The sequence below is a fragment of the Frankia sp. AgKG'84/4 genome, from assembly GCF_023242965.2.
Classification (GTDB): Bacteria; Actinomycetota; Actinomycetes; order Frankiales; family Frankiaceae; genus Frankia.
Map to the genome: position 1 here is coordinate 1 of NZ_JALKFU020000055.1, position 17,269 is coordinate 17,269.

Consider the following 17,269-nt stretch of genomic DNA (forward strand, 5'->3'; position numbering starts at 1 on the left):
CGATATTCAGGCCGCATAATAGCGAAAGACGCAGAGCGGAACGCGAACCGATCTACACCACTCCACGGGGCATTATCCGATCCCATCATCACCACCCTCGGGATGGCCACGGCGCTGATCGGGGTGGCGCTGTGGATCTCCCACCTGACGTCGGTCAACGGGCTGCCGTTCGGGTTCTCGGACATCGCCACGACACAGGTCGGCGGCCTGCCGTTGCTGTTCTTCTACGGCGTCGCGCTGGTGGTCGTACTGACCTACGTGCTGTTCGCCACGCCCCTGGGAAAGCACATGACGTTCGTGGGCGCGAACAGCGAGGTGGCGCGGCTCGCCGGCGTCAACGTGAAGCGCATCCGCTTCGGCGCCTTCGTCTTCTCCGGGCTGCTCTCCGGGCTCGGCGGCATGCTGATGGCCGCGAACCTCGGCGGTTTCGACCCGGTCAGCTCGACCGCGAGCCTGCTTCCCGCACTCGCCGCCACCTTTCTCGGCACTGCGATCATCGTGCCCGGGCGGTTCAATCCGGTCGGCACGTGGGTTGCCGTCTTCTTTCTCTACACGGGCATCGTCGGCCTACAGATCCTCGGCCTCTCGGGGTGGATCAGCGATTTCTTCTTCGGGGCCTCGCTGGTTCTCGCGGTGACCGTGTCCACCCTTTTGCGACGCCGGGTCGGCGCCGCCTGAGCAGGCCTCCGGCCTCACCAAGGAGTAGTTCCATGTCCTCAACGTCCCGCCGGCCAGCCGGTTCGCGCCGGCCACGCCGATCCCTGCTCGCCGCGGCGTTACCCCTCGCGGTGGTCCTCACCGCGGCCGGCTGCGGGTCGTCGTCCGCCGGCCCGAGCACCAGCGCCCCGGGGTCCACCAGCGCCCCGGGGTCCGCGAGCGCCCCGGGTGCCACCGCCGCCCGGCAGGCGATCAGCGCGCATCTCGACAAGCAGACCTTCACCGCGGATCTGACGCCCGTCAAGCAGATCGAGAAGGCCAAGGGAAAGAAGGTTCTCTACACGGCGATCAGCCTCAAGATTCCCTACTTCCAGACCGTCCTGAAAGCGATGCGGTCAGCGGCGTCCGACCCGGGCGTCTCGATCGACGGCTGCGACGGGAACTTCACCCCCGCGAACATCGGCGCGTGCGTGACCCAGGCGATCAGCCAGCACTATGACGCGATCGTGCTCGACAACATTCCCGTCGACCTCATCGGCCAGGGCGCCGCCGCGCTGAAGGGCGCGGGTGTCCAGATCATCTCCGCCGAGGCGGAGGACCTTCCCCCGGCGAACGGCGTCACCTACGCTGGCACCGGCGGACCGACGATGCTGCAGGCCGCCGCCAACTGGATAATCGCCGACTCCGGCGGCAAGGCCAACGTTCTCCTCGTGCAGCAGAACGATACGCCCTTGCAGATCAAGTACATCACGGACTACGTCACGCCGACCTTCACCAAGAACTGCCCGGACTGCCGGGTCCAGACCATCAATGTCACGGCCGCGCAGTTCGGCGGCCTCGGCACGCAGGTGAGCACCGCACTGCTCAAGGACACAAAGATCAACTATGTCCTGTCCGAGTTCGACGCAAACGTCCAGTACGTGGTTCCCGGGCTGCAGAACTCGCCGCGCGGCAAGAACATCAAACTCGTCGGCGCCATCGGTGACCTGGCCGCGCTGCAGCGGGTGTCGAGCGGACAGTTCCAGCGGGCCGACGTCCAGGTGAGCCCGAGCTACGCCGCGTGGGCTGTGCTCGACCAGACCATTCGGGTCCTGACCGGCGCGACGCCGTGGGTTCGGCTGAACACGCCCTACCGCATCTTCGATGAGACGAACATTCACGGCGTGGCCCTGTCCCAGGCGGCGATCGACGACGGCACGCTCGTTGGCGGTGACACCTGGAGCAAGGTCTTCCGGGCGGCGTGGGGACTGCCGTCCTGAGGACAGCGTCGCCGACCGGTCGGCCGCCGCGGGTCACCCGACCCGGGACGGCCGATCGGCCTGAGGCCGATCGAGAGGAGACGCAGGGATGAGTGTGGTCGAGATCGTGACCGCACCGTTTGACGCGGTGGCCGGGATACCCGACGGCGCGACGGTGATGATCGGTGGGTTCGGCGAGGCCGGGCAGCCGGTGGCGTTGATCGAGGCGCTGCTGGAGCGCGGCGCGCGGGACCTGGTCGTCGTGAACAACAACGCCGGCAGCGCCGAGGTCGGCCTCGCGCGGCTGATCGCGGCGGACCGCGTCCGCAAGGTCATCTGTTCCTTCCCCCGCCAGACCGACTCGTGGCACTTCGACGAGAAGTACCGCGCGGGAAAGATCGAGCTGGAGCTGGTGCCCCAGGGCAACCTCGCCGAGCGGATCCGCGCCGCGGGCGCCGGCATCGGCGCCTTCTACACCCCGACCGGCTACGGCACGCTGCTCGCCGCCGGGAAGGAGACCCGGGAGATCGACGGGCGCCACCACGTCCTCGAATACCCGCTGCGCGCGGACTTCGCCCTCATCCGGGCGCACGTCGCCGACGAGCACGGGAACCTCACCTACCGCCGCACCGCCCGCAACTTCGGCCCGATCATGGCAGCCGCGGCGACGACGACGGTCGCCGAGGTCACCCGGATCGTCCCCGCCGGCGACCTCGACCCGGAGAACGTCGTCACCCCGGGCATCTACGTCGACCGGATGGTCGCGGTCGGAGCCACCAGCGGCGCGCGCGACGGCGCGCTGCACACGACGGGAGCGGCGACGTGACCGAGGCAGTCTCCGCCACCGGCCGGCGCGGCCTGGACCGCGCCGGGATCGCCCGGGCGGCCGCGCGCGACATCCCCCACGGTTCCTACGTCAACCTGGGCATCGGCCTGCCCACGATGGTCAGCGCCTACCTGCACCCGCAGGACGAGGTCACGCTGCACACCGAGAACGGCATGCTCGGGATGGGCCCGGAGGCGACGGGCGACGACATCGACCCCGACCTGATCAACGCCGGCAAGGTGCCGGTCACGGAGCGGCCCGGCGCGTCCTACTTCCATCACGCCGACTCCTTCGCGATGATGCGCGGCGGGCATCTCGACGTGTGCGTGCTCGGTGCCTACCAGGTCTCGGCGGCGGGCGACCTGGCGAACTGGCACACCGGGCGGGCGCAGGACATTCCCGCCGTCGGCGGGGCGATGGACCTCGCGATCGGCGCGAAGCAGACCTTCGTGATGATGACCCTGCTCGACCGGCAGGGGAACGCCAAGCTCGTCGGGACCTGCACCTATCCGCTCACCGGGGTGGGCTGCGTGCGCCGCGTCTACACCGACCTCGCGATCTTCGTCCTGGCCAGCGACGCGCAGTCGCCGACGGTGACGGTCACCGCCACCTTCGACGCCACGGTCGAGGAGCTGCGCGAGCTGACCGGACTGCCCCTGCTCGACGGAACCGGCGACGCGGCGCCACCGCGCTGAGTCAGTCCTCGCCGGGCGCCGCCGCGCACACGGCCCGCGAGATGGCGCGTGCGGTCGCCTGGACGACCGGCACGAGCGCCGCCGTGCACGCCGAACTCGCCGGCACCACCACCGAGACCGCGGCGACGACGTCCCCCGTCGCGCCGCGCACCGGCGCGCCGACCGAGAACGTGTCCGGGCTGACCTGGCGATCGTTGACGGCGAAACCGTGCGCCCGAACGTCGGCGAGCAGGCACCGCAGCTCCCTCGGCCCGGTGATGGTCAGGGGCGTGTAGCGGGCGAGCGGCGCGGCGAGCACCTCCTCCTGCAGCTCCGCCGGAGCATGGGCGAGCAGCACCCGGCCGGCGCCGGTCGGGTGCAGCGGGAAGCGTCCACCGACGCGGGTCAGCAGCGGGACCGCGTTGCACCCGCCGAGGCGTTCGATCCAGACGGACTCGACGCCGTCGCGCACGGCGAGCTGGACGTTGTTCTGGACGACCGCGAAGAGATCCTCCATGTAGGGCAGCGCGAGTTCGCGCAGCCCCAGCCCGCGGGGCGCCAGGGACGCGATCTCCCACAGCCGCAGGCCGATGTGAAACGCCCCGGCGCAGTCCCGTTCCAGCAGACCGTTCTCGACCAGCTCGCCGGCGAGGCGGTGGGTCGTGGTGAGGGGCAGGCCGGCCCGTCGCGCGAGCTGGGTCAGCGTCAGCGCCGAACGGTTCGGCGTGAAGGCGGTCAGCAGCTGGGTGGCCCGCCGGATCACCGGCCCGGTCTCGCCGCGGCGTGGGCTCGCGGCGCCGCCACCGGCCGGTCGTACGCCCGACGCCCGCAGGTCCGCGGCCACTGTCAGCGCGCGTGCGACCGACGGGTCGGATGCGATGACCGCCGAATGCCTACAGACTCCCCAAATTCGACCATCCACCCATTCCCTCCGGCGTGCACTCAGGGTGATTACAGCACCCACGGAGACGTCCGCAAACACCCATAAAAGTCTGGATAACATAGCACGTTGCCGTAAACCAGATCACCCCCCACCGCTTCGCCGGCCGGGATAGTCGTCGGGATAATAGGGCCGCAACGTGCCGAAGCCATAGAAACCGGCGCCGAATGCGGCTCCCGGGGCAATGGTTGGCACTGTCATGATCGCGGGCAGACTGGAACATGTGGGGCCGCGATCCGAACCGGGGGTGCGCGGATGGGATTACAGGGCAGTACGTCGGATCCGGCGGTGATATTGCGAACCGAGCTGGTGCACGAGTCGACCCGGTCCCGCGTCACCCGCCTGGTCCTCTCGACGCGCACGGTTATCCGCAAGGAGGCGCTGGCGAACGGCGGGCCGCAGCGGGCCCGCCACGAGACCGAGATCCTCGACCGCCTGTCCGGCATCGAGGGCATGGCGCACCCGACCGCCGGCCCCGAGCAGGACGACAACGCGATCCTGCTGGCAGACGTCGGCGGGCCCGCGCTGTCAGCACGGACGACCCCGCTGGCCCAGGCCACGCTGCTCGCCACGGCCGAATCACTCGCCCGCACCGTGGCCGAGATCCACCATCGCGGGGTGGTGCACCGCGACATCAGCCCCGCGAACATCGTGATGAGCGGGGAGCACGGCGCACCGCACCTGGTCGACTTCGCGCTCGCCACCACCCTGGTGTCCGTCCAGCCGCGGTTCGTCCATCCCAGCGAGGTCGCCGGCACACTGGCGTACCTGGCGCCGGAGCAGACCGGGCGGACCGCCCGCCCGGTGGACCAGCGCGCCGACCTGTACGCACTCGGGGCGACCCTCTACGAACTCGCGACCGGCGGGCCGCCGTTCGGCACGGGTGACCCGCTGCGCATCATGCATGATCATCTCGCCCGGGTGCCCGTCGCCCCGGCGACGCGCAATCCCGCGGTGTCGGCGAGCCTGTCGGCGATCATCATGCATCTGCTCGAGAAGGAGCCGGACGACCGGTACCAGAGCGCCGACGGGCTGCTGCGTGATCTCGCGGCGCTGCGCCGCGGCGAGGCGATGACCCGTCCCGGCGCGCTCGACATCCCGGCGCGGACGATGGCACCGTCCCGGCTGGCCGGGCGCGACGAGGAGATCGGCGAGCTGCGGACGGCGTTCCTCGACGCCCTCGCCGGGCGGTGCACCGGGCTGCTCGTCAGCGGCGCGCCCGGGGTGGGTAAGACCGCGCTGGTCAACGAGTTGCGGCCGATCGTGGCCGGGGTCAACGGCTGGTTCGTTGCCGGCAAGTTCGACCAGTACCGCCGCGACCTGGAGTATGACGGGGTCAGGCAGGCGTTCCGCGCGCTGATCCGCCCCCTGCTGGCCGAACCCGACAGTGACCTGGCCGAGATCCGCGAACGGCTGCTCAGCACGCTCGGGCCCAACGCCGGGCTGGCCGCGGCCGTCGTGCCCGAGTTGAAGGCGCTGCTGAAGGTCGATCCGGAGCCGGGCGATCCGCTGACGACTCCCGGGCGTATCCAGCACGGCGCGGTCGAGGTGCTGCGCGCCATCGCGAGCCCGAAGCGGCCGGTGGTGCTCTTCGTCGACGATCTGCAGTGGGCCGGTCGCACCCCGCTGGGCACCGTCGAACAGATCCTCAGCGGCGTGGAACGGGTCGACGGCCTGCTGCTCGTCGCCGCGTACCGGGAAGGCGACGTCGACGCCACCCATCCGCTGACGCCGATGCTCGCCCGCTGGCGCTCCCAGCTCCCCGGCCCCCGTCAGCTACGGCTGGGTGCTCTGGCGCCCGAAGGGCAGTCGGGCCTCCTCGCCGACCTGCTGCACCTGGATCCCCAGCCCGCGGCGGAGTTGGCCCGGCTGATCGCGCCTGCCACCCGCGGCAATCCCTACGACACGGTCGAGCTGGTCAACACGCTTCGTCACGACCGGCTGCTGACCGCTGGCGACAGCGGGTGGGGATGGGATCCGGCCGAACTACGCGCCCGGTTGGACTCGGTGGACATGACGGCGCTGCTGGCGAGCCGGATGGCGGCGCTGCCAGCGGCCACTACCGAGGTCGTGAGCGTGCTCGCCTGCCTGGCCGGCCGGGTGGAGACGGACCTGCTCGCCGCGGCGACCAGCCTGACACCGGGCGAGGTGGAGCGCCGGCTCGCTCCCGCGTTCGCCGAAGGCCTGCTGGTCCTCGAACCCGACGACCACCAGAGTGTGCGGTTCCACCACGACCGCACACACGAGGCCCTGCTGGGTGCGCTCACCGCCGAGCAACGGCACGTCCGACGGCTGCGCGTGGCCCGGCGACTCGCGCGGCGACCCGCGTACTTCGCCGCCGCGGCCGAGCAGTACCAGCACGTCACCGACGCGGTGCTCGCCCCGGCGGAGCGGCGCGTGGCGGCGGGGCTGTTCCGGCGCGCCGCGGACGAGTTGACAGTGGCGGCCAACCACGCGCTGGCCGAGCGGCTCCTGAGCGCGGCGGTGCGCCTCGCCGACCCGGCGGACACCGCCGGGCTCATCGATCTGTACCTGCGGCGACACGTCTCCCTGACCAACCTCGGCCGGCTGGAGGAAGCCGACGGGGTCTTCCGCGACATCGGCCAGCTCGACCCGCCGACGCGCCAGTACACTGCGGCCGTCGCCGTGCAGATCAGCAGCCTCAACAGCCGCGGCCTCGCGGACAAGGCGATGCGGATCGGCCTCGACCACCTGGCCAGACTCGGCGTGGCGATTCCCGCCCCCGCGGACCTCGGTGGCGAGATCGACCGCGCCCTCGACGAACTCTACCGCTGGTTCGAGCGGACCAGCGCGGCCGATGACCTGGCCCAGGCCGCTGGCTACGATCCCGACCAGAGCGATATCACCAAGGTTCTCGGCGGGCTCTCACTGCCGGCGTTCTTCGGCGACCTGGACACGATGGCCTGGTTGAGCGTGCGGTCGATGCAGCTGTGGGCGCAGCGCGGCCCGGCGCCCGACCTGCTCGTCCCCGCCGGGCTGATGCCCATCGTCACCCTGACCCGCAGGAACGACTACCAGACCGGCTACCGCATCGTGCGGCGCGCCCTCGAGGTCGGCCGCGCACGCGGCTACACGGCCGCCACCTGGCGCCTGGAGTTCCTGTACGCCGTCGGCGCCGGCCACCGCTTCGGCTCCCTCGAGCACAACGTGGCCGCGGCGCGGCGCACGCTGGAAGGCCTGATCCAGGCGGGCGATCTGCAGCTGGCCTGCTGGACCTACTACCCGCTGATCCAGAACCTGCTGGACTGCGCGCCCTCCCTCGACCTGGTCGCCGCTGAGATCGACAACGCACTGACGTTCAGCGCGCGGACCGGCAACACCCTCGCCGCCGACACCATCCGGCCGCTGCGCCACCTGGTGCGGATCCTGCGGGCCGAGTGCACCGAGACGGCGGCGGACGAGGCGGCCAGGCTCAGCCTGCTGGCCGAGAACTCACATGCCACCGTCAGCCTGCACGTCACCCAGGCGCTCGGGGCGGCGATCCTCACCCGCCCCGAAGACCTGGCCCGGCACACCGAAGCGGTGTTCCCGGCCCAGCCGACGGTCGAGACGAGCTACGCCGTGTCGGTGACCCGGGTACTGCGCGCCCTCTCGCTTGCCGGGCGGGCCCGCCGGGTGGTGGACCGCGCGCGGCGCGACGCCCTGCTCACCACGCTGGACGAGCTGATCGGCCAGGTGTCCGAACTGGCGAGCGACGCGCCCGTCAACTTCCGCCACCTGCTGCGGTTGATGGAGGCCGAACGTGCCTGGACGGTCGGTGACTTCCCGCAGGCGGCCTACCTGTTCGACGCGGCGCAGAGCGAGTCCCGCACGCGCGACCGGCCCTGGCACCGGGCGCTGATCCTCGAGCACGCGGCCCGCTTCTACCTCGCCCACGGACTTCGCGACGTCGGCGGCCGGCTGCTCGCCGCGGCCAGGCGCGAGTACCTCGCCTGGGGTGCGCACGCGAAGGTCAACCAGCTCGACTGGGCCTACCCGACCCTGCCCGACGTGCCGTCCACCACGGCGCCCGCGGCCAGCCTCACCCTTGGCGCCGGCAGCATCGACCTGCTCGGCATCGTCGCCGCCTCCCAGGCCCTGAGCTCCGAGACCAGCATCGACGGTCTGCGCGCGCGGGTCGTCGGAATCCTCTCGGAGATGACGGGCGCGACCGCGGTCCACCTCGTGCTCCGCGACGAGGAGGACGGCAGCTGGTCGGTCCCGTCCGGCTCCGGCGTCATGATCTCCCTCGTGGAGGCCAGCCGACGGCGACTCCTGCCGTCCTCGGTCGTGCGGTACTGCGAACGCACGCTGACGGCCGTCGTCGCCGCCGACGCCACCGGCGACGACCGGTTCCACCGCGACCCGTACCTCACCGACCTCGACCGCTGCTCCGTGCTGGCCGTTCCCATCGTGATCCGCGCCGCGGCGCGGGCCGTGCTCCTGCTGGAGAACCGGATGATCCGCGACGCGTTCTCCGTCGAACGCCTCGACGGCATTCTGATGATCGCCAAGCAGCTCGCGGTCTCCCTCGACAACGCCCAGCTCTACGCCTCCCTGGAACACAAGGTCGCCGACCGCACCCACCAGCTCGCCACCGCCAACCACCGACTCGAGCTGCTCTCCCGGACCGATCCGCTGACCGGGCTGGCCAACCGGCGCCACCTCGAGGACTTCCTCAGCACCGCCTGGACGCGGGCGCGGCGCCAGCACGTCCCGATCGCCCTCGCGATGATCGACATCGATTTCTTCAAGCGCTACAACGATCACCTCGGGCACGCCGCCGGCGACCGCTGTCTGGAGAAGGTCGCCGCCCGCCTCGCCGCGAACGCCGGCGCCGGGCACCTGGCCGCCCGTTACGGCGGTGAGGAATTCGCCGTCGTCATGCCCGGCACCGATGCCGAGGAGGCCGGCCGCCGGGCCGAGCGGCTGCGCCGCGCCGTGGCGGACCTCGCCGAGCCGCACCCGGCGGTCCGCGCCCACATCGTGACCATCAGCGTCGGCTTCGCGTCGCTCACCCCCTGCGCCGACGACCACCAGCAGCGCCTCGTCGACCTCGCCGACGAGGCGCTGTACCGGGCCAAACGGCACGGCCGCGACCAGGTCGAGGCGGCCGGTGGCTAGTGGCGATGAGGGCGTTCAGCATCCGCTCGTAGCACTCGGGTCGCCGGAGGCCGAGGAATCCCATGCCACAGGCGGCCCGGACCACCTCGGCCTGCTTCACGTACAGCCGGACCGTGCCCCGCACATTGCGGCACCGCGAGTCCGTCGGCGCGCCGAGATCGCGGATATCGGCGCCGGGTAATCCCAACACCGTGAGCGGCGGCTGCTCGCGAGGGCACCTCGGCGGCGAGACAACGGCGAGCGCCACTGTGGGCGGGACACTGGCCGCAGCCCGACGGAACATCAGGAGAACGGCCGATATTCGTCGCGTTGATTGTCGGTATTCACAGGGTGAGTTTCCGCCGGAGGCTGTTTCCGGCAGATCCTGGCGAGGCGCCACGTGGTGACGCGCCCAACGAAGGAGTCGACGCGATCGTGATGTCTGTCCCGAGGATCGACCATACGGGGCCATGGGCACTGGCCCGCCTCACCGATCCCGGCGGCGGCCCCTTCCCGGCGCTCGTCGCCCGCGACCGGGCGCTCGACCTCTCGGCGGTGCGCCCGCTGGCGGCGTACGGCTCCACAGTGTCGACGTTGCGCGGGCGGCTGCTACGCGCGGGTGACGTCACGGACTCGACCATCACCGGCCTCGACGCCCGGTCCAACCGCTGCGTCGCCGAGACCGCCGTGCTCAAGCAGAACGGAACACGACCATGACCACCCGTCTGATCACGCACCTGCGGCACGTCGCCCTGGCGGTGCCCGACTTCGACCGACAGCTCGAATTCTTCACCTCCGTATGGGGCCTGAGCCCGGTCGCGCAGGAGGACGGCGTCGTGTTCCTGGCCGCCGAGGGGTCGCCCGAGCAGTACGTCGTGCGGCTGCGCCGGGACACGGACAAGCGCCTCGATCTGCTCGCGTTCGGCGCCGCGACACCGGCGGACGTCGACACGCTGGCCGAGCGGCTCGGCGCCGCCGACGTGCGGCTCATCGGGGAGCCGGGCGCGCTGCGCACCGCCGGCGGCGGTTACGGTTTCCGTTTCTTCGACGTCGACGGCCGCACCATCGAGGTCTCCGCCGACGTCGAGACCCGCCAGCACCGGGCGATCGAGGAGGGGGAGTCAATTCCGGTGCGGCTTTCCCACGTGGTGGTGAACTCCCCCGATATCTCGCGCACGCAGGCGTTTTTCGAACAGCATCTCGGTTTCGCCCTGTCCGACGAGCTCTCCCACCCCTACATCGGCGAACTGATGAAGTTCATGCGCTGCAATCCGCAGCATCACAGCCTGGCCATCGCCAAGGGACCGCACGTCTCGCTGCACCATGTCTCCTTCGAGCTGCGCGGCCTGGACGAGTACATGCGCGGAACGGGCCGGGCCCTGCGCGCCGGAACCCGGATGATCTGGGGTCCGGGCCGACACAAGGCCGGCGACAACACCTTCAGCTATTTCCTCGACCCGAGCGGCAACACGGTGGAATACACCACCGAGCTGGAGATCGTCGACGAGGACCGCTGGCATCCCGCCGTCTACGACATCGCGCACGAGCAGAACCAGGACCAGTGGGGGACGGCGAATCCCTTCGACGAGCAGCTGGCCAAGGAGTGCTTCAACGATCTCGACCGCGGCGTGTTCGTCGCGCCGCCGCTGTGAACCCGGTGCCCGCTGTGGACAGCGTTCTGGTTGTCGGGGCCGGCACCGCGGGTGCGGCCGCCGCGGCTCTGCTCGCCGACGCCGGCGTGCGCGTCGACCTCGTCGAGATCAGGCCGGACGTGACCGCGCTCGGCTCCGGCATCACGTTACAGGGCAACGCGCTGCGGGTGCTTCGCCAGCTTGGCGTCCTGACCGAGTGCCTGGCGCGAGGCTGGCCGGCGGACGGGCTGCTCCTGCGCGCGCCGGATGCCGCGGCGAGCGTGGTCGCGGAACTCGCCGAGCACCGCTCCGGCGGTCCTGACCTGCCCGCCTCGATGGGAATGTACCGACCTGACCTGGCCCGCATCCTGGTGGACCGGGCCGCCAGCGCCGGGGTCAAGGCCCGGTTCGCCGTGACGGTCGACAGCCTGGCCCAGGACGACGGGGGCGTCGAGGTGTCGCTGAGCGACGGCTCGACCGGCCGCTACGACCTGGTGATCGGCGCGGACGGGCTGCGGTCCTCGGTGCGCCGGCTGCTGGGGGTGCGGCTGCGGACGCGGCCAGTCGGGATAGGCATCTGGCGGGTCTTCGCGCCGCGGCCCCCGGAGGTCGTGACGAGCGAGGCCTACTACGGCGGCCCCTGCTACGTGGCCGGCTACACCCCGACGTCGGCGTCGTCGCTCTACGCCTTCCTGGCCGAGGACGCGCAGGACCGCACTGCCGTCACCGACGCCGAGAAGATTGACATCGTCCGCGGGCTCACCGCCGCCTACCACGGCCCCTGGGACCAGATCCGGAAGTCCATCACCGACCCAGACAAGATCAACTACACCTGGGCGGAGGAGCACCTGCTGCCCGCGCCCTGGCATCGCGGCCGGGTCGTCCTCATCGGCGACGCCGTGCACACCTGCCCGCCCACGCTCGCGCAGGGCGGCGCGATGGCGCTGGAGGACGCCGCCGTACTCGCCGAGACGCTCACGGGGGCCGGGCGTGTCGACGACGCGCTGCTGCGCGGCTTCACCGCCCGCCGCTTCGCCCGCGTCGCGGCGGTGGTGGAGGCCTCGACGCGGCTCGCGCGCTGGCAGCTGACGCAGGAACAGGGCGATGTCGCGGCCCTCATCGGCAGCATCGCCGCGCTCACCAGCGAGCCCGCCTGATGCCCACTGGGTCCCTGATGCCCACTGGGTCCCTGATGTCCACTGGGTCCCTGATGTCCGCCGGGTCCCTGATGTCCGCTGGGTCAGGGGCGGGCGCCGCACCCCACCACGTCGCCGGCGGCGTCCGGGAACTCGGCGCGGGCGACCGCGAACAGCTGCTGGCGCAGCCAGACGTGGCCGGGGTCCCGGTCGCGCCGCGGGTGCCAGAACGCCGACTCGCGCAGCGGCTGCAACGGCATCTCGGGCTCCAGGATCCGGATCTCCGCCGCCGCGGCTACCCGGCTGGCCAGCCGTTCCGGCAGCAGCGCCACGAGGTCCGTGCCGGCGAGCAGGAACGCCATGGTCACCATGCTGCTGGAGGTCGCCGCGACCCGGCGCGGGCAGCCGGCGGCGTCGAGGTCGCCCTCGACGAAGGAACGCTCGCCCGACGTGACATAGCCGAGGTAGGGCGAGTGGGCCAGCAGGTCGGCGGTGAGGCGCTCGCCGACGTGCGGATGCTCGCGCCACACCACGCCGACGAACCGTTCGACGATGACAGGCTGGCGCGAGCAGTCCGGGATCGCGTCCGGGCCGACGATCCGGTCGGGCAGGATCGCGATGTCGACCTCGTCGCGGTTGAGCGCCTCGATGAAGCGCACGCCGACGGGAGCGGCGTCGACCTGCAGCCCGGTGGCGAGCCCGACGAGGCGGGCGATCAGCGGCCGCAGCAGGGTCGCGCCGATGTAGTCGCTGCCGATGACCGCGAAATGGCGCGAGTCGGTCAGGGGGTCGAAGGTCTGCGGCCGGACAATCGTCTGCTCGATCGTCGCCAGTACCTCACGCACCGGTTCGATGAGCGACTCCGCCCGGGGGGTGAGCTCGAGGTAGCGGCCGTTGCGACGGAGCAGGTCGTCGCCCAGGGCGCGCCGCAGGCGGGCGAGCGCCGTGCTGGTGGCGGGCTGGGACAGGTGCAGACTTTCCGCCGCCCGGGTCACGTTCTTCTCGCGTAACAACGCGTCGAGCACGACCAGCAGGTTCAGATCCAGCTGTCCAAGATTCACAGACCCTCCGCAATTCGGTGATGCCGGTCACACCCTGAAACATGGGGGAAGCGACTGTCAAATACCCCAAGCTCCCGGGCTGTTCCTCCGTCCCTGCCGACCCGCAAGGAGTGATCCGGTGCCCTCCGTACCCGCCATCGACGTCCACGCGCACGTCGCCGTCCCCGAGGTCGACGCCCTGATCGAGGGCGACCCGGGGCTGGCGCGCCAGCGCGCGGCGGACGCGGCCACGCTCGGCCCCGCGTCGCTGCGGGCCAACCTGGCGCTCATCGGCGCGCTCGCGCCGCGACTGTCCGACCTGGACCTGCGCCTTGCCGCGATGGACGCCGCGCGGGTCGACCTCCAGGCGGTGAGCGCCGTGCCACTGCCGCACGCCTGGGCCGACCGGGCGCTGGCCGAGCGGATCGTCGCGGCGAGCAACGAGTCCGTCGTGGCGTTCTGCGCGAAGGACGCCGCCCGGCTGCTGCCCATCGGCACCGTCGCGCTGCAGCATCCCGACCTGGCGGTGCGCCAGCTGGAGACGGCGGTCGGCGAGCTGGGGATGCGCGGGGTGCAGATCTCGACGTCCGCCGGGCCGGGTCGGGAACTCGACGACCCGTCGCTGGCGGAGTTCTGGGCGGCGGCGGAGCGGCTCGGCGCGGCCGTCCTGATCCATCCGTGGGGCTGCACGCTCGGCGAGCGGCTCAACGCCTACTACCTGTTCAACAGCGTCGGCAACCCGACCGAGACGGCGCTCGCGCTGTCCCGCCTGCTGTTCTCGGGTGTTCTGGAACGCCACCCGGACCTGCGGATCTGGTCCGCGCACGGCGGCGGCTACCTGCCCAGCTACGTCGTGCGCGCCGACCACGCCTGGGCGGTGCGCGGCGCCGACGCCCGCACGACCGCCGAGCCCCCGTCGGCGCTGCTGCGCCGCACCTTCGTCGACTCCCTGGTCTACGAACCCGACCAGCTGCGGCATCTGGTCCGGGTGATGGGCGCCGGCCAGGTCACCCTCGGCAGCGACTACCCCTTCGACATGGGTGTCGAGGATCCGGTGGACCGCTTGGAGGCCGCCGGTCTCGACCCCGCCACCACCGAGGCGATCCGCGGCGCCAACGCCGCGCGGCTGCTCGGTCTGACCGTCCCTTCCGGTCTCCTCATCCCCGGAGCGCAGCGATGACGACGCACGACATCACCGCCGAGTTCGGCACCGATCCGGAGGCGGCCATCGCCGCGGCCGCGAAACGTCTCAGCAACTGGAACCGCTGGGGCGCCGACGACGTACGCGGCACCGTCAACTTCCTCGACGAGCCCTTACGCGCCGCGGCCGCCGGGCTCGCCCGCCACGGCCGGTCGTTCAGCCTGGCCCTGCCCTTCGACGAGAACGGCCCGCAGTTCGGCTGGAAGCGCCGGGTCAACCCGGTGCACACCATGACCTCGACCGGCATGGACACGGCGGAGCAGATGGGCCTGCCGCACGGGCTGTCCGTCGCCGACGACATGGTGTTCATGCCCCTGCAGTGCTCCACCCAGTGGGACGGTCTGGGCCACTGCTTCGACCACGGCGTCGCCTGGAACGGCCGGGTCGCCCGCGAGACCGTCACCAGCGAGGGCGACCTCGTCACCGGCATCGAGCACGTCGCCGCGCCGCTCGTCGGCCGGGGTGTGCTGCTCGACGTCGGCCGGGCCTTCGGCACCCGCGGTGAGCTGCCGGACGGTTTCCCGATCACCAGCGCCGAGCTGCGGGAGACGATCCGGGTGCAGGGACCGACCTCGGCGGTGGGCCGCGGCGACATCGTGCTGATCCGCACGGGGCAGCTCACCCGGGCGCGGCGCGGCGTCGCCGCCGGTAACGGCTGGGGGGCCTATGCCGGCGGGCCCGCGCCGGGCCTGTCGTTCGAGACCCTCGGCTGGCTGCACGACACCGAGATCGCCGCCATCGCCACCGACACGTGGGGGGTGGAGGTCCGGCCCAACGAGTGGCCCGACGCCATGCAGCCGCTGCACCAGGTGGCGCTGCCGCACCTGGGGTTACTGCTCGGCGAGATGTGGGACCTCGACGAGCTGGGCGCGGACTGCGCCCGCGACGGCGTCCACGAGTTCCTCCTCGCCGCGCAGCCGCTGCCGTTCACCGGCGCCGTCGGCTCTCCGGTCAACCCCGTGGCGGTGAAGTGAGATGCGCCTGACGACCCTGCTGGACGCGGACGGACGCCCCCGCGTCGGTGTCCTCGACGACGATGTCATCCGCCTGCTCGACGCCGGCGGCCCCACGATGGCCCAGGTCATCGACGGCGGCGCGGAGGCACTCGCCGACGTCGCGCGCCGGGTGCGCCACGGCGACGCGGTGCCGGTGGCGGCGGCGACGTTCGGGCCGCTGCTCACGCCGCCGAGCGTGCGGGACTTCCTCACCTACGAACGGCACCTCGCCGAGCTCGCCGGTTCGGTGCCGACCGAGTGGTACGAGGAGCCGCTGTTCTACTTCTCCAACCCGGCGGCGATCACCGCCCCGTACGCTGAGGTCCGGATACCGCCGCGGGTCCGGGAGTTCGACTACGAGCTCGAGGTCGGCGTCGTCGTGGGCAGGGCCGGCTCGGACCTGAGCCCGCGGGCCGCCGCCGACCACATCCTCGGTTACACGATCTTCAACGACTGGTCGGGACGGGACCTGCAGGTCCGCGAGATGCGTTTCCCCATGGGCCCGTCGAAGTCGAAGGACTCGGCGATCACCCTCGGGCCGTGGCTGGTCACCGCCGACGAGCTCGCCGACCGCGTCGAGGACGGGCTGCTGGCGCTGCGCACCGAGGTGCACCTCAACGGCGTGCGCACCGGCGGCGACGTCACGTCGAACATGTCCTGGTCGTTCCCCGAGCTCGTCGCCTACGCTTCCCGGGGCACGGTGGTGCGCCCGGGGGACGTCCTCGGGTCGGGCACGTGCGGAACCGGCTGCCTCGCGGAGATCCGCCGGACGAATCCCGACACCGCGCCGGGCTGGCTGCGCGCGGGCGACGTCGTGCGCCTCGACGTCGAGGAGCTCGGATTCACGCAGAACCGGCTGGTCGCCGGCCCGGCGGCCGTCGAGGTCCCGGCGGGGCGGCGACGCATCGGAGTGGGAGAGTGAACGATGGACGTACGTGATGCCGTCACCGTCGTGACCGGCGCGGGCAGTGGGATCGGCGCCGCGCTGGCCCGCCGCTTCGTCGCCGAGGGAGCGGCCGCCGTCGTCGTCAGCGACCGGGACAAGGCGCTCGCCGAGGCGGTGGCCGCCGACATCGGCACCCCCGCGACCGCGGATGTCACCGACGTCACCGACGAGGCGGCCGTGGCGGGGCTGGTGGAACGCACGCTGGACCGGCACGGGCGGATCGACCTGTTCTGCTCCAACGCCGGTGTCTTCGCGGGCGGCGGCGTGGAGGTCGACACGGCGGCCTGGCAGCAGATCTTCGCCGTGAACGTGCTCGCCCAGGTGTACGCGGCGCGGGCGGTGCTCCCGTCGATGCTGGAACGCGGCAGCGGCTTCCTGCTGACCGTGGCCTCGGCCGCCGGGCTGCTCACCACCCCCGGCGACGCCCCCTACACCGTGACCAAGCACGGCGCGGTGGCACTGGCGGAGTGGCTGTCGGTCACCTACGGGGACCGCGGGATCGGGGTGGCGGTGGTGTGCCCGCTGGGGGTCTCGACGCCGCTGCTGCTCGACCCGCTGCGGGAGGGCCGCGCAGCGGCGTCCGTCGTCGCCGCGTCCGGCACGGTGATCACAGCCGAGGAGGTGGCGGCGTCGGTGATCGACGGGCTGGCGGCGGAGCGGTTCCTCATCCTCCCGCACCCGGAGGTCGGCAAGTACTGGGCCCGCAAGGCCGCCGACCCCGACCGCTGGCTCGCCGGCGTGCGCCGCCTCGCGGCCACGACCCCGACCGTCGCCGACGCGGTGACCGACTGAGCGAAGGCCCCGCGACCGCGGCCGCGCCCCGCGCCGAGCCACATCGTCGCGCCACCTGAGGTCGCCGGTACGGGCGGCGATGACTGAGGG

At 71.9% G+C, this 17,269-nt stretch carries 14 protein-coding genes; 12 read left to right on the forward strand and 2 right to left on the reverse strand.

Annotated features, from left to right (window positions below; translation table 11 throughout):
- Positions 1–87: 87 nt before the first annotated feature.
- From MXD58_RS06330 to MXD58_RS06345, 4 genes are all read left to right on the forward strand, one after another.
- Positions 88–678: an ABC transporter permease gene (locus MXD58_RS06330; RefSeq protein WP_308301916.1), complete on the forward strand. Its 591-nt coding sequence runs from the start codon at positions 88–90 to the stop codon at positions 676–678.
- A 32-nt stretch (positions 679–710) separates the two neighbouring features.
- Complete coding sequence (locus MXD58_RS06335; RefSeq protein ID WP_248841191.1) at positions 711–1,916, forward strand: sugar ABC transporter substrate-binding protein; 1,206 nt, start codon at positions 711–713, stop codon at positions 1,914–1,916.
- Between the two features lie 88 nt (positions 1,917–2,004).
- On the forward strand, positions 2,005–2,721 hold the full coding sequence (locus MXD58_RS06340; RefSeq protein ID WP_248841192.1) for a 3-oxoacid CoA-transferase subunit A: 717 nt from the start codon (positions 2,005–2,007) through the stop codon (positions 2,719–2,721).
- Entirely contained in the window at positions 2,718–3,416 is a 699-nt protein-coding gene (locus MXD58_RS06345; RefSeq protein WP_248841193.1) for a 3-oxoacid CoA-transferase subunit B, read from the forward strand. Before MXD58_RS06340 ends, MXD58_RS06345 begins: the two co-directional genes overlap by 4 nt.
- A gap of 1 nt (position 3,417) precedes the next feature.
- Here the strand turns inward: MXD58_RS06345 and MXD58_RS06350 are convergent, their stop codons facing one another.
- Positions 3,418–4,317 carry an IclR family transcriptional regulator gene (locus MXD58_RS06350; protein ID WP_248841194.1) on the reverse strand — a complete coding sequence of 300 codons (900 nt, stop codon included), beginning with the start codon at positions 4,315–4,317 and terminating at the stop codon, positions 3,418–3,420.
- A 273-nt stretch (positions 4,318–4,590) separates the two neighbouring features.
- Here MXD58_RS06350 and MXD58_RS06355 point away from each other — a divergent pair, with 273 nt between their 5' ends.
- The 4 genes from MXD58_RS06355 to MXD58_RS06370 all read left to right on the forward strand — a co-directional run bounded on the left by MXD58_RS06355 (position 4,591) and on the right by MXD58_RS06370 (position 12,226).
- Positions 4,591–9,459 (forward strand): diguanylate cyclase domain-containing protein, encoded by a 4,869-nt coding sequence (locus tag MXD58_RS06355; RefSeq protein WP_248841195.1) that lies wholly within the window; start codon positions 4,591–4,593, stop codon positions 9,457–9,459.
- A gap of 417 nt (positions 9,460–9,876) precedes the next feature.
- Positions 9,877–10,155 carry a hypothetical protein gene (locus MXD58_RS06360; protein WP_248841196.1) on the forward strand — a complete coding sequence of 93 codons (279 nt, stop codon included), beginning with the start codon at positions 9,877–9,879 and terminating at the stop codon, positions 10,153–10,155.
- Positions 10,152–11,090: a VOC family protein gene (locus tag MXD58_RS06365; protein ID WP_248841197.1), complete on the forward strand. Its 939-nt coding sequence runs from the start codon at positions 10,152–10,154 to the stop codon at positions 11,088–11,090. The genes MXD58_RS06360 and MXD58_RS06365 overlap by 4 nt, the downstream gene beginning before the upstream one ends.
- A gap of 14 nt (positions 11,091–11,104) precedes the next feature.
- Positions 11,105–12,226 (forward strand): FAD-dependent monooxygenase, encoded by a 1,122-nt coding sequence (locus MXD58_RS06370; RefSeq protein ID WP_248841198.1) that lies wholly within the window; start codon positions 11,105–11,107, stop codon positions 12,224–12,226.
- Between the two features lie 83 nt (positions 12,227–12,309).
- Here the strand turns inward: MXD58_RS06370 and MXD58_RS06375 are convergent, their stop codons facing one another.
- A complete protein-coding gene (locus MXD58_RS06375) occupies positions 12,310–13,266 on the reverse strand; it encodes a LysR family transcriptional regulator (RefSeq protein WP_248841199.1) in 957 nt (318 codons plus the stop codon).
- A gap of 118 nt (positions 13,267–13,384) precedes the next feature.
- Here MXD58_RS06375 and MXD58_RS06380 point away from each other — a divergent pair, with 118 nt between their 5' ends.
- Genes MXD58_RS06380 through MXD58_RS06395 form a run of 4 tightly spaced genes read left to right on the forward strand, consistent with a single transcriptional unit; the run spans position 13,385 to position 17,179 of the window.
- A complete protein-coding gene (locus MXD58_RS06380) occupies positions 13,385–14,425 on the forward strand; it encodes an amidohydrolase family protein (protein ID WP_248841200.1) in 1,041 nt (346 codons plus the stop codon).
- Positions 14,422–15,420, forward strand: coding sequence for a cyclase family protein (locus MXD58_RS06385; RefSeq protein ID WP_248841201.1), 999 nt, complete (start codon positions 14,422–14,424; stop codon positions 15,418–15,420). Before MXD58_RS06380 ends, MXD58_RS06385 begins: the two co-directional genes overlap by 4 nt.
- A 1-nt stretch (position 15,421) precedes the next feature.
- Positions 15,422–16,363 (forward strand): fumarylacetoacetate hydrolase family protein, encoded by a 942-nt coding sequence (locus MXD58_RS06390; protein WP_248841202.1) that lies wholly within the window; start codon positions 15,422–15,424, stop codon positions 16,361–16,363.
- Between the two features lie 3 nt (positions 16,364–16,366).
- Complete coding sequence (locus MXD58_RS06395) at positions 16,367–17,179, forward strand: SDR family oxidoreductase (protein WP_248841203.1); 813 nt, start codon at positions 16,367–16,369, stop codon at positions 17,177–17,179.
- Positions 17,180–17,269: the final 90 nt, after the last annotated feature.

Bases quoted from the DNA above. Each gene is read 5' to 3' on its own strand.
- MXD58_RS06395 (WP_248841203.1), top strand. From the start codon at position 16,367: ATGGACGTACGTGATGCCGTCACCGTCGTGACCGGCGCGGGCAGTGGG.
- MXD58_RS06385 (WP_248841201.1), top strand. From the start codon at position 14,422: ATGACGACGCACGACATCACCGCCGAGTTCGGCACCGATCCGGAGGCG.
- MXD58_RS06355 (WP_248841195.1), top strand. From the start codon at position 4,591: ATGGGATTACAGGGCAGTACGTCGGATCCGGCGGTGATATTGCGAACC.
- MXD58_RS06365 (WP_248841197.1), top strand. From the start codon at position 10,152: ATGACCACCCGTCTGATCACGCACCTGCGGCACGTCGCCCTGGCGGTG.
- MXD58_RS06335 (WP_248841191.1), top strand. From the start codon at position 711: ATGTCCTCAACGTCCCGCCGGCCAGCCGGTTCGCGCCGGCCACGCCGA.
- MXD58_RS06390 (WP_248841202.1), top strand. From the start codon at position 15,422: ATGCGCCTGACGACCCTGCTGGACGCGGACGGACGCCCCCGCGTCGGT.
- MXD58_RS06360 (WP_248841196.1), top strand. From the start codon at position 9,877: ATGTCTGTCCCGAGGATCGACCATACGGGGCCATGGGCACTGGCCCGC.
- MXD58_RS06340 (WP_248841192.1), top strand. From the start codon at position 2,005: ATGAGTGTGGTCGAGATCGTGACCGCACCGTTTGACGCGGTGGCCGGG.